This window comes from Nostoc sp. UIC 10890, from assembly GCF_054786515.1.
The window spans coordinates 2,779,153-2,792,376 of sequence record NZ_JBSGKF010000001.1 but is presented as its reverse complement, the minus strand read 5'-3'; the positions used below and the strand labels follow the sequence as shown (position 1 = coordinate 2,792,376).

The following is a 13,224-nucleotide window of genomic DNA, read 5'->3' as shown; positions in this document are numbered from 1 at the left end:
TTCGGTTTTAGTACGGTTTGTTACCGAAATTTCAACACTTGACTTGAGAACCTTTCTTTTGTGTAAACCGACTTAATAAAGCCGCAATACTTATAGCTTTAGCCATTGATTTAGGATTGGTGTTTTCACTCGGTTGAATTTTCAGTTCGGGAGCGTATTTCAAGGCTAGTGAATTTTGCGGGTTCAGTTTTAATGCTTGATAGATGTAAACCCTAGCCATCCCTATAAATTTCTGTTTGAGATGTACCATACCTAATAAAGCATAATAGTCGCTGTTATTTGGCTCTAACTTGATGGCATCACGCAGTTCTTGCACAGCTAGGGGCCATTTGGCTAGCCTGACGTATTCAATAGCTCGCTGGTAGTGGCGTTGAGCGTAGTTTGTCAAAACTGGTTTGCCATCAGTTTCAGATAATGTCAATTCAACTGGCTTGACTTTTATCTCAGAGATGATGGGAGCAGCTTTTTGCGGTAGGAATAGGTCTGGTTTGTGCAACCGTAAGTATACCAAATTCAGTATAGTAATTTGTTGCGTCACCTGATAAAACTGATCTAGTGATTTATATTGAGCTTCTGCATAACAGGCGATCGCTTCTTCGTAAAATAATTCTGCTTGGGGTGTGGACATTTCCACCATTTCTTGAGCTATGGCACTTTGAGAAGACAAAGGCTTCTGCTCTGAAACTCTTGCGTCTGATCGCAGCATTGCGATCGCAATCAAGCGCTTCTGTCGATGTTTCAGCTGTTCATAAGCTGGATTGATTAAATGGCTAAATATTGCCGTAGCTAATTCTTGGTCTGGATTACAGTTTTTGGCATTGCGATCGGGATGTAGCAGCTTGGCTAAACTGTGATAGCGTTTAAAAATCTGGCGATCGTTAGCAATCACAGAAATTCCTAGCACAGCGTAAGGATCACAAAGCTGTTCAAGCCATTTTGGCGGTAGGAAGGTCTGTGACATAGTAGTAATAAAGCTGTTAAAAACTTAAAATTAGCATCAAAGCTCAATGCACAGTCATGTGAAACTTACTCAAATTTCTTCAAGAACTAAATTAATTCTAAAAGTCTGAAGGGGAAGGCAGGGTCGTTGACTGTCTGATTGTCGGAACTGTGGTATTGGTAGATTTATTATAAATATGTTGACTAAGCGCAAAAGTCGAAGTGTTGCCGCTGTTTTAGCTTTTTCTGGAACACTAACAATTTCCGGATTACATAAATTCTATTTGGGACAGCCGTTGTGGGGTATTTTGTATGTGCTGCTTTCCTGGACACCGATCCCCAAGGTAGCTAGTGCCATTGAGGGAGTTTGGTATTTAGCCCAAGATGAAGAAGCTTTTGATCGTAATTTTAATCTAGGTAAGTCAGCAACAAGAAACTCACAAAAGGTGAGTAATCAGGTAGGAGCGATCGCTGATGCAATGCGGGAATTAGATGCTCTGCGCCAGGATGGACTGATTTCAGAGTATGAGTTTGAGCAAAAGCGCCGCCAATTGCTAGACCAGATTTCTTGAGGCGAGCGACAATCATGAATAACTGGCTACCTTTGAACCCCAGACTGCAAAAACTCCGCGCCAAGCTCCTCAACGATCCCTATTATCGCCTGCAATCTGGGGAAGAAATTCAGATAGCGGCAAAATTAGGTATTCGCATTGATGTTAATCAAGCCACTGTAGATGATTGGTTACGCCTACCAGGTTTGTCGATTCACCAAGCGCGATCGCTTGTAGAACTTTCGCGTTCGGGTGTGAAATTTTACTGTATTGAAGATATCGCTGCGGCTTTGGCTATACCAGCGCCGCGCCTGGAACCATTAAAGCCTCTGCTGAATTTTGTTTACTATGACCACGAATCTTTAGAAAATCCAACCCATTTAGTCAACCCGAATACAGCAACAGTTGAAAAATTAGCACAAATTCCATTTATAGATTTGTCTCTGGCGGAAGCAGTGGTGCAAAACCGACAATCAGCCGGGCCTTACCGTAACCTGGCTGATTTCCAGCGACGGCTGGAGTTAACTGGTGATGCGATCGCTCAGATAATGTATTATTTGAGGTTTTAAGTTAAAAGTTAAAAGTTAGAAGTTTTAAATAACTCCTAACTCTGACAATTTTGGATTGAAGGAAAAATCCAAAATCTAAAATTGATTAAATGAACCCAATGCGATCGATAGGCCAAAAGCGAAACGTTGCCCGACCAATGACATTTTTTCTGGGTAAAAAGCCCCAATAGCGAGAGTCATTACTATCGTTGCGGTTATCTCCCATCACAAAAAATTCGTCTTCTGGAACTTTCACTGGTTGATATGGCTGATTTGGGGGTTCCGCGATGTAGTCTTCTGCCAAGGGTTGACCATTGAGGTAGACTTTGCCAGAAGCAACACTAATTACCTCACCAGGCTGGCCAATAACCCGCTTGATGAAGGCTTGGTCTTTGGGATATCCTCGACGTTGTAGTTCTGCGGGTGGCTGAAAAACAATAATATCCCCAGTTATGGGAGGGTGAAAATGGTAGGAGATTTTTTCTACCACCAAGCGATCGCCTGTATGTAAGGTTGGCAACATCGAATCAGAAGGTATATAACGGGGTTCAGCGATAAAAGTCCTGATTAGGAATGCCAAACACAATGCGATCGCAATTAAAATCAGATTTTCTTGCCAACTACGCCATAATTTTAACGACGCACGCTCTTTTTCTGCATCACTTTCGTGAGGAATCATAAAAGTTTCTAGCCAGTTTAAGAAGTAAGACAAATACTTTGATTATTTTGACTCAAAAGGTATATTAATAGGAAAGCTGGGTTTAAAGTCAACCCATACAGATATTAAATAATACACTTATTGGATCTAGCTAAGATAAGCAAAAGTACTGTAAATAAACTATGACCTGTCTAAGGCAATATAAGCTAATAATTAGGATTTATAAATAAATAATTAAAAATCTTAATTCTAATTAGTGTAATTATAAGGCAAGTTATGAGGCAGTTTTCAGCTTTGCTTCCTGCTGCTAAAAAAGTTAGTGAGCCACTGGTAGAGTGATACAGTCAATGATTTTTTTATTGGAGCAGAAAATTGTTTGTTGAATGGCGAAACAATTTACCGAATGTCTGACAATATCTGCTTCACTTTGCTGAAAAAAGGCAGAGTGCAGTCTTCTTAGAGTCTGAGTTGTAAAAAAAATATATTTTGATATGTATAATAATCCGATTTTCTAAACTTATTTGCGTAGGGAGGGCATAGGAAAGAAGTGAATAGATATGTACTGAGTTTTATCAAAAATCAAATATAGGAATCCGCTTTGATTTCTGAACGAATTTGTGTAGACAGGCAATAGGCAATAGGAAAGAAGGCTTCTTAGTTGTACTGAGTTTTTTCAGAAATCAAATATGAGTCCTATATGAGTCCTGTCTCCTTAAGTGATACTACGGTAGACAAATCACTATTCTAATGTAATCTCAAATACATATTTTTAGGCAAATAAAGTGTATTTAGTAAAAAATCTTACATTTCAATCTAGAATTTAATGGTTCAATAAATAGACACCATACTATTGCAATGCAATTATGATAACTTGCTCAGATGTATGTGATTAACTTCCGTAATTACACGGTGACGGTAAATATTAAATTGTACTATTAATTGAGATATAAATTTCCTTAGTTATCGAGAAAAACATTAACAGGTAGAAAGCTACTAGTAATTTCGGCTAAAGTATCAGCATCCAAAAGAGAACTAAACAGGCGATAGAATTGTTTTTGCTGAATGAGTCAAAAGTATCTACATTAACGAATAAGTGCCCCCTGGCAATGAGAAACTATATTGAATCAATTTTCGTCTGATCTATTTCCTAGAAGGTACAAGATAACATTCTGTCACTAGAAAACTTAACTTTTTCTTAAAAAGGAAGTAATAGCAGCAGGCAGTAAAATATATCTTATCAAGAATAGAACTAATAGTTTACTAGACTCTTTTTTGAAAGATACCCCGCCTCTCTTAAGTAGTTTTGTATGTTGATAGAATAATTTACTAAGTTGTAAATTATACAGTCTTACTGTCAGAATGCCTGACTATAAAAACTTCAGTCCGCAAAAAGTGCAAATTGTAGGCTCGACAGTTTAGCTAATCTTATTTGCAAAACTATAAAACTTGAAAAGATAATGCTGCCTTAGCGGTGAATTGAAAAACAGCAACTAATTCAGAACTCCTATTAAGAGGATTTTGGGGTGTGGTTAATTATCTGATTGTGCTCCTTCTTAGAGCTAGCGGTAATAACGTGCAAGTGCAGACTTTGCCTTTTATAAGTGGATTGACGTTCAATATTACCAAGTATCGTATATTCAACGCTCGTCCAAATCTAGAGCATCTAGATTTCAGTTAAAGCAGTATAGTCTGTCTTCTCGATTCTGAATTTCCGTTATTCTCAATTTCAATTTTCATGATTACCAGAAAACAACTGGTATCTAAATAAAATGTGCTATAACGTACCGTCATAACCGTGGTTGATGGTTCGATATTTGAAGGAGCTATGAGGTGGAAAACAATAAGTCGTTTCTGTGGCCAGAAGGAATATTAATTGCACTGCTTGCATTAGGTGGTGTTTTTAGCCTTGCTTTCATGATGCTTTTAAGACCAAATGTTTCAGAAGCTCAAAGTAGACAAAGTATAAATGTAAAGCGTGTAGCTGCAAACGTAGGAACTCAGCAGCGAATTGAGAAATTAAAGGCGTCGATGCTTACAAGTTGGCAGCAAGAAGCACAAACAAAAGGATTATCATATGCTTTACCATCACGTTTTCAAGGGGCAATAGTTAAAGCAGCAAAACTCATTCAGAGTGAGAAAGTGATTGCTCTCACCTTTGATGATGGCCCTTGGCCTGAAACCACAGGGCAAGTGCTAGATATTCTGAAATCAAATAATATCAAAGGGACGTTTTTTGTTGTCGGTCAGAACCTAAAAAATTATCCAGAATTAGGAAAGCAGATTGTCGCTCAAGGTCACGTCATTGGCAATCATACTTGGCATCACTGGTATCACTTCTTTAATCAACAAGCTGCTGCTTTTGAAATTGATCGTACAACAGAGCTAATTTATCAAATTACAGGTGCTAAAACAAATCTGTTCCGACCGCCTGGTGGCAACCTGCACAATGGATTAGTTACTTATGCTAAAGGTCAAAAATATAGTGTGGTGATGTGGTCAGCTGACTCCATAGACTACAAGTTGCCATCTGTACCAACGTTGATTGATAACGTAATTAAAGATTCAAAACCTGGTGGTATTGTGCTAATGCATGATGGTGGTGGTAACCGTTCCAGAACTGTGCAAGCTTTACCAGAAATTATTAGCAACTTTAGAAAGCAAGGCTATCGCTTTGTAACTATTCCAGAACTTTTAGAAATGGAAGATACTGAGCAAAAATTGCTTGCTAACAAAAAGCAATAATTATTAATTATGGGTAGTTAGTCAATAGTAATTGGCTAAAAACTAAAATTATATTTTTTAGTTAAAAATACGTTATTTCTGAATCAGTAGGCTCGTAGTAAGTGGCTTTAGCCCTTACTACGAGTCTTTAATTATTCACGCCCACTTACTTAATGACTAGTCACTAAAGTGAACTCAGTTGTTTTTTCAGGATTAGCTTCTGGACTATCAGCTTCAGAAGGTGGAACCAACTGCCAGAATTTCGGCAAAAATTCTTGCCATTTTTGCAGAATTTTCTTTGCCTTGGGTGAACCAGTACGTTCTGCATGAGTTTGAATTAACTCTTGCAGTTGCTTTGCACCCACTTCTGTAATCACTCGCTGGATTTTGACAATTTCCGGGTTGACTAACTCACGAAATGAGTCGTCTTCATCCAGGAAGTATGCCAGTCCACCAGTCATTCCAGCGGCTACGTTACGTCCGACTTTACCGAGGACGACAATCACACCACCTGTCATGTATTCACAGCAATGATCCCCAGCGCCTTCAATCACTGCTATGCCTTTGGAGTTTCTCACAGCAAAGCGCTCTCCTGCTAGACCGTTGGCAAATAACATCCCACCAGTAGCACCATAGAGGCATGTATTGCCAACTATCACATTTTGTGATGCGTTATAGGTAGCATCTGTTGGGGGTTTGATGATGATCTCACCACCATGCATCCCTTTACCTACGTAGTCGTTTGCCTCTCCTTCGAGGGTCAAAATTAAGCCAGGGAGGTTGAAAGCACCAAAGCTTTGCCCAACACTACCTGTAAAGTTGAGATTAATTTGTCCTTCAAAGTCATTGTCACCGTATTGGGAAGCGATCGCTCCGGCTAATCTTGTGCCTACTGTTCTGTCAGTATTGACAATAGGGTAAGTCTTGGTAACGGTAGACTGATTCCTAATGGCAGCTAGAATGTCGGGATCGGCAAGGAAATTGTCATCCAAAACCACACCGTTGCTGTGAACTTCTTCATGCACCAACCAGCTACGATTGTCTCTGCTATTTGGTAGCTGAAGTAAACAGTCGAGATTCAGCGATCGCGTTTTGGTGAGTTTTGCTTCTTGGCGTAGTTTCAACAAATCTGCACGTCCAATGATTTCTGATAAAGAACGGTAGCCAAGTCGGGCTAACAAACTCCGCACTTCTTCGGCAATGAAGTAGAAGAAGTTGACAACTTGTTCGGGTATTCCCGTAAACCGCTTACGGAGTTCTTCTTTCTGAGTAGCAACACCCTTCGGGCAGGTATTCAGGTGGCAAACTCGCGCCATGATACAGCCTTCAGCAATCATAGCGATGGAGCCGAAACCAAATTCTTCACCGCCCATCAATGCACCTATTACCACATCCCAGCCACTCTTAAATCCGCCATCAACGCGTAAGATGGCGCGATCGCGCAAGCCATTTTCCATCAAAACCCGATGCACTTCACTTAAACCGAGTTCCCACGGCGAACCAGCGTGTTTAATAGAACTCAGTGGTGATGCACCTGTACCACCATCATGACCGGAAATCTGAATGATATCAGCGTTGGCCTTAGCTACACCAGCTGCGATCGTGCCAATACCAACTTCTGATACTAGCTTCACTGACACCTTTGCTTTGGGATTAATTTGGTGCAGATCAAAAATCAGTTGCGCTAGGTCTTCAATTGAATAGATATCATGGTGCGGTGGTGGCGAAATCAGTGTCACGCCTGGCTTAGAGCGCCTTAACATCGCAATGTATTGGCTCACCTTGGGCCCTGGTAGCTGTCCACCTTCCCCAGGCTTGGCACCTTGGGCAATTTTGATTTCAATTTGTTTGGCGTTGACTAGATATGCTGGCGTGACACCAAAGCGTCCCGATGCCACTTGCTTAATAGCGCTATAAGCTCGATCGCCATTCCGCAATCCTTTTAAATGAGGTAGGGTTGGGGAGTGACCAGACTCGTCTACATCATCTAAAACTGTGTAGCGTACTGGATCTTCGCCGCCTTCTCCAGAATTGGATTTACCGCCGATGCGGTTCATGGCGATCGCTAAAGTTTCATGAGCTTCTCTTGACAAAGCACCTAAAGACATGCCGCCGGTGCAGAAGCGTTTGACTATTTCATATACCGATTCCACTTCTTCTAGAGGAACTGAAGGGCGATCGCCTTCGAAGTCTAGCAAATCCCGCAAGGCTGTTACTGGTCTACCTTGGAGGTGCTTTTTGTAAACTTCGTAGTGGTCGTAGCCGTTGCCATCTAGAGCTTTATGCAGCGCCTTCACCATTTCTGGGCTATTGCTATGGTATTCGCCACCAGGACGGTATTGCACAAAGCCCAGGTTTTCTAACTTCGTGGTTGTCAGTTCGGGGAAAGCTTTGCTATGGAAGGAAAGCACTTCATCAGCGAGTTCACTCACACTCAAACCACCGATGCGGGAAGTCGTACCACGGAATCCCAATTGGATTAAATCTCCACCGATGCCAATAGCTTCAAAGATTTGGGCTGCTTGATAGCTGGAGAGTAGAGAAATTCCCATTTTAGAGAGAATTTTTAGCAAACCCGACTCTACTGATTTGCGATAGTTTCCTAAAGCTTGTTCTAGGGTGAGGGTGGGAATTTTTTGTACACCCATTAACTTTTGAGTTTTGGGATCAGACCACCAATCACGCACCGTATCTAAAGCCATATACGGGCAAACTGCACCAGCACCATAGCCAATCAGACAAGCAAAGTGATGGGTACTCCAGCATTGAGCAGTATTGACAATCAGGGATGTTTTCATTCGCAGCCCTTCCCGAATCAGGTGGTGATGCACCGCACCTACTGCTAATAAGGGAGGAATGTAGGTATATTCTGTGTTGATACTGTCATTGACGCCATCGCTTAATATTAAAATCTTTGCACCTGCCCGGACTGACTCAGCTGCTTGTGCTTGTAAAGACTCCACAGCGGCTTTCAATCCTTCTGGGCCATTGGCGATCGCAAATAGGGTTGATAACTCAGCCGTGGCAAATCCTGACAGCTTAATTGCCTCTAATTCAGCATCCGTTAACACTGGGGACTCAAGTTTTAATCTCCTGGCATATTCTGCCTTGGGTTCTAATAAGTTACCCCGTTCCCCCAGTTCGACTTTCAAAGACATCACTAGCTTTTCCCGTAGCGGATCGATCGCTGGGTTAGTCACCTGAGCAAAGCGCTGTTTGAAATAGTCATAAAGCAGGTGTGGTTTTGTTGACAGCACCGCTAAAGGAATATCATCACCCATGCAGAAAGTCGGTTCTGAACCTGCGATCGCCATTGGATGAATCACCATTTCTACATCTTCTGTGGTGTAGCCAAAGGCAGTTTGACGCTGAAGTAAGGTTTGCTTGTCAGTAGTCAATTGTCCTGAGTCATTTGTCATTTGTCCTTTGCCATTGCCATTTGCTAATGACGGATGATCAATGACTAATGACTTTAATTCTTGACGGTGCTGTTGCAGCCATTCTCCATAAGGGTGCTGCTTGGCAATGCGCCCCTTTATATCCCAATTCTTCAGGACTTCATGATTTTCTAAATCCACAGCAATCATTTGCCCTGGGCCGAGTCTACCTTTCTCGACAATATCGGCTTCTGGAAAGTCCACTACACCAGCTTCGGAAGCTACAACAATGTAGTCATCTTTGGTAATCATGTAGCGAGCTGGTCTTAAACCATTACGATCTAGTGTTGCACCAACTTTTTTGCCATCGCTGAATACTAAAAGTGCTGGGCCGTCCCACGCTTCTTGCAGACCACTGTAATATTCGTAGAAATCAACAATTTCTGGAGATTCACGTAAAGAAGGCTGATTTTGGTAAGCTTCTGGAACCATAATCATTAAAGCTTCCAGGGGGCTGCGTCCAGAGCAAACCAGCAATTCCACTACGTTGTCTAGAGTAGCTGAGTCGCTGTTATCAATATGAACTAATGGCTTGAGTTCCTTGATGCGATCGCCCCATACAGGATGATTCAGGCTAGCTTCTCGTGCCATCATCCAGTTGATGTTGCCCAACAAAGTATTGATTTCGCCATTGTGACCCAAAAGCCGCATTGGTTGCGCTAGAGGCCACTTGGGCATCGTGTTCGTACTAAAGCGGCGATGATAAACAGCAAAGGCACTTTTGTAAGCTGGATTTTTTAAATCGTCATAAAAGTTGCCCAAGACAGCGGAACGCACCATGCCTTTGTAGACAATTGTGCGACTTGACAACGAGCAGATATAAAATTCTTCTGAGATATTGGTTGCAACTTTACTAATTCGGCGGCGGGTAATGTACAACTGCCGTTCCAATTCATCGCCACTTTTGTCAACAGAAGCTAATAAAACTTGTTCAATCTGGGGTTGATTTTCTCTTGCTTGTACCCCAAGTAAATCAGGTTGTACTGGCACTACTCGCCAACCCAGTACAATCAATTTTTCTTCAGCAGCTACTTGCTCAACAGTCGCCCTCGTTTTTTGTGCTGCTTCTTCGTCTTGTGGTAGAAATATCATCCCCACAGCTATATTATTGGTGGATGTAAATTCCTTCCCCCTTTGGGCAAAGTCTTGTTGGAACAACTCCCAAGGGATAGCTGTCAATACTCCAGCACCATCACCAGAGTCTTGATCAGCGCTACAACCTCCCCGGTGTTCTAAGCAAGTTAAAGCAGCTAAGGCTTTTTCAACAATTTCGTGGCTGGTATGATTTTGGCGATGAGCAATAAAACCTACACCACAGGCATCTCGTTCCTCTACTAACCACTTTTGCCCCTGATAGGTATCTCGTGAGTTTATGTCCGCTGTGATTTTCTGGTCTTGATTCATCGGTTTATTATTCATACCCTGTTCCTGAAGTATTGAGTTACCAATTTTGCCACTACATTGTGGGAAAAAATTTCTAAATTCAGCGATGGAGAAATATGTAAGCACCTAAATTTAGGGAAAAAAAATTTTAACTTCGGTTTTACTTTACTAGTTCACCCGTGTTAAAATAGTTGCGTTTCTTTTATGTGTTTATGCGGTGATAGACAAGTTACCTCCGCCAAGACATTATTTTTGCCCTGACAGTTTCTTTTTTATATTTTGAAGTTAAGTATTTTCTCAATCCCTTTTTTCCAGATGCACGCTAGCTACTCATGGAGCCTATTTTTTGGCTCACCTGAAACAAAACTAAAACTAAGCGCTGTACTATGTTCTAAAGCCCAAGTTATCCTGATCCAGCAATAAAATCAGCGTATTACAATATATACCCATTTGACAATTCCCAAATATTTTTGTTGTCTAGAATTTTGCCGCTTACGAGTTGCCGCATGTATTACTATTAACTAGACATTACTGAAGTAACAACAACAGTAGCAACATTCAGCAAGGATTAAATATCTTAATCCAGTTTTGATAACCAAAACTACCGTATATGGTGTGGTTAGAAGTAGTGGGAGTTAAAACACTTGATTGCAGTGGCTTTAGCGTCTAAATAAATTGGTAAATGTCTAAAAGAGATAACTAGCCAATATATAGATTATCATATTTATTCAAAAATAAAGTCACGTTTTTTTTATACTTCCAAATAATTAGTTAGTTTATACCTTGGGTGATAGTTTTCAAAAGTACTTAGTAAATTATGGTAAAAATGCCGAATTGTTGCCAATCAGTGATTAGCGATGGCTCCGCCAACACCAAGGACGAACGCAGATTTTTCCGGGCTACTGTGTCACCAATACTTTTGACAGCATTGTGCTTAATTACTACCTATCCTATCAATGCCCAAGAGTCACCGAAAAATGCCAAACCAATACCCAGGTTAATATCACAGTCAACTGTACCTCCTTTGACAGGTGCAGTATCCTCTGGTAATCAAATTTCCCTCAATGGGCGTACTTTAGCAGGAACTTGGTTGCAGCGACCTGGAAAGGCTGGTCAGGTGACAACTCATCTCAGTGACGGGGCATTCAGGCAATTAATTGGAGTAAATTTCTTAAACAGTAGTAATTCAACGAAGCAACCAATACAGTGGTTTTCGTCGGTGACAAAGCCACTGGTTTTAACCACCAGGCTAGTAGGAGCATATCGCTATCTGGATATTACTAATTTTGCTCAAACATCTGGATGGCAAATTCAAGCTAATGGCAACACCTTGGTGATTGCTACCCCGAAAGCACAAATCACAAATATTGTTCAGAGCCAGGAACCTCCAGAGGCGAGTACCCCTTTGCAACAGGCTCGGATTCTTATCGATTTAGATCGTCCAACCCCCTGGCAAGTTGTACAAGGGTTAGCGATCGCCAAACCCCAAACTCCATCCTCTGATCCAGATACGCCAACCCCAAAATCCACCACACCACCAAATCGACAGTGGACAGTTACCCTGGATGGAATAGCCGCCCCTGTTTTGATAGAACGCTATACCCCCCAGCCACCAGCAGCACCACCAACATTGCTGCCAAACCTGCTTAAACAATTATCACCAGTTACACCAACACTAGATCCTGAATCACTGATTCAAAAAGTGGAGGTGCTGAAAAACCAAACGATTATTAGTCTGAGCGTTCCCTTTGGTCTATCACCTCAAGTTACTACTGTCGCTAATCCCAACCGCCTGATTATCAATATTCGACCCGATCCTCTAGAAGAACGAGATATTACTTGGACTCCAGGATTGCGCTGGCGACAGAATTATGTGAACTTAGACACAGAACGCTTTCCTGTGGTCTGGTTAGAAATTAGTCCCCGCAAATTTGGGCTAGCGTTAAAACCTATGTGGGCTAGCGCTGATGGGCTAACGGGTACTGCTCCCTTAATTCAAACAGCACAACGTTACTTAGCAATAGCTGGAATTAATGGTGGTTATTTTAACCGCAATAACAGATTACCATTGGGTGCGATTCGTCAGAATAATCAATGGTTATCAGGCCCCATTCTGAATCGAGGTGCGATCGCTTGGAATGATTCAGGCCAATTTTACTTTGGTCGTCTCACCTTAGAAGAAACTTTAATTACAGCAAATGGCCAGCGTCTACCAATTCTGTTTCTTAACAGCGGTTATGTCCAGAGTGGTATTGCTCGTTACACAGCGGCTTGGGGATCAACTTACACGCCCATAACGGATAACGAAATTATCTTAGTGGTACAGAAAAACCAAATTACTAATCAGTTACCAGGTGGCAAAGTTGGAGTGACAGCGGTTCCCATTCCCCAGGATGGCTACCTGCTAACTTTACGCGCTAATGCTGCTAGTGCTGCCTCACAACTACCTATTGGAAGCGCAGTAAGTATTTCCAGCACCACTACACCAGCAGATTTTAGTCGTTATCCCCACATTATCGGAGCTGGGCCGCTACTAATCCAAAACCGTCAAATTGTCCTTGATGCCAAAGGCGAAAAATTCAGCAATGCCTTTATTGCCGAAAAAGCTATTCGCAGCGGTATTTGCACAACGGCAACAGGCACACTGATGATTACTGCCACACATAATCGTGTCGGCGGTTATGGGCCTAATTTGGCAGAACATGCCAAATTGATGCAACTCATGGGCTGTGTGAATGCCCTAAATTTGGACGGTGGTAGTTCCACCAGCCTTTATTTAGGAGGACAACTACTCGACCGTTCACCTAGTACCGCTGCTCGTGTTCATAACGGAATTGGTATTTTCCTGCAACCACGAAAATGAGGGAATGGGAGAAGTCTCTTAATCATCAATGCCCAATGCCCCATCCTTTTTTAAAGTTTAGAACAAGCTATCATTTTGCTTGATGAAGACTTGGTGTAGACATCAGAGTTTTAGTAGTGATGCT

General features: G+C 41.8%; 7 protein-coding genes. 4 read left to right on the top strand and 3 right to left on the bottom strand.

Features of this window, described 5'->3' with window-relative positions; genetic code table 11:
• Window positions 1–31 precede the first annotated feature (31 nt).
• On the bottom strand, window positions 32–961 hold the full coding sequence (locus ACWATR_RS11035) for a J domain-containing protein (RefSeq protein ID WP_460332210.1): 930 nt from the start codon (window positions 959–961) through the stop codon (window positions 32–34).
• 175 nt (window positions 962–1,136) lie between these two features.
• Here ACWATR_RS11035 and ACWATR_RS11030 point away from each other — a divergent pair, with 175 nt between their 5' ends.
• Window positions 1,137–1,511, top strand: a complete 375-nt coding sequence (locus ACWATR_RS11030) for an NINE protein (protein WP_460332208.1) — start codon at window positions 1,137–1,139, stop codon at window positions 1,509–1,511.
• 14 nt (window positions 1,512–1,525) lie between these two features.
• A complete protein-coding gene (locus tag ACWATR_RS11025; protein WP_460332206.1) occupies window positions 1,526–2,059 on the top strand; it encodes a helix-hairpin-helix domain-containing protein in 534 nt (177 codons plus the stop codon).
• An 85-nt stretch (window positions 2,060–2,144) separates the two neighbouring features.
• On the opposite strand, the gene lepB is transcribed toward ACWATR_RS11025, so the two are convergent.
• Window positions 2,145–2,717 (bottom strand): signal peptidase I, encoded by a 573-nt coding sequence (lepB, locus tag ACWATR_RS11020; RefSeq protein ID WP_420758697.1) that lies wholly within the window; start codon window positions 2,715–2,717, stop codon window positions 2,145–2,147.
• 1,809 nt (window positions 2,718–4,526) lie between these two features.
• Here lepB and ACWATR_RS11015 point away from each other — a divergent pair.
• The gene (locus ACWATR_RS11015; RefSeq protein ID WP_460332204.1) at window positions 4,527–5,438 is read left to right on the top strand and encodes a polysaccharide deacetylase family protein; all 912 of its coding nucleotides are present in this window, start codon (window positions 4,527–4,529) and stop codon (window positions 5,436–5,438) included.
• A gap of 149 nt (window positions 5,439–5,587) precedes the next feature.
• Here ACWATR_RS11015 and gltB read toward each other — a convergent pair whose 3' ends face one another.
• On the bottom strand, window positions 5,588–10,273 hold the full coding sequence (gene gltB, locus ACWATR_RS11010; RefSeq protein ID WP_460332202.1) for a glutamate synthase large subunit: 4,686 nt from the start codon (window positions 10,271–10,273) through the stop codon (window positions 5,588–5,590).
• Between the two features lie 790 nt (window positions 10,274–11,063).
• On the opposite strand from gltB, the gene ACWATR_RS11005 reads away from it, so the two are divergent.
• Window positions 11,064–13,100, top strand: coding sequence for a phosphodiester glycosidase family protein (locus tag ACWATR_RS11005; RefSeq protein WP_460332200.1), 2,037 nt, complete (start codon window positions 11,064–11,066; stop codon window positions 13,098–13,100).
• Window positions 13,101–13,224 lie beyond the last annotated feature (124 nt).

Coding starts and splice junctions, on each gene's coding strand:
- ACWATR_RS11025 (WP_460332206.1), top strand. CDS start 1,526: ATGAATAACTGGCTACCTTTGAACCCCAGACTGCAAAAACTCCGCGCC.
- ACWATR_RS11030 (WP_460332208.1), top strand. CDS start 1,137: ATGTTGACTAAGCGCAAAAGTCGAAGTGTTGCCGCTGTTTTAGCTTTT.
- ACWATR_RS11005 (WP_460332200.1), top strand. CDS start 11,064: ATGCCGAATTGTTGCCAATCAGTGATTAGCGATGGCTCCGCCAACACC.
- ACWATR_RS11035 (WP_460332210.1), bottom strand. CDS start 961: ATGTCACAGACCTTCCTACCGCCAAAATGGCTTGAACAGCTTTGTGAT.
- lepB (WP_420758697.1), bottom strand. CDS start 2,717: ATGATTCCTCACGAAAGTGATGCAGAAAAAGAGCGTGCGTCGTTAAAA.
- gltB (WP_460332202.1), bottom strand. CDS start 10,273: ATGAATAATAAACCGATGAATCAAGACCAGAAAATCACAGCGGACATA.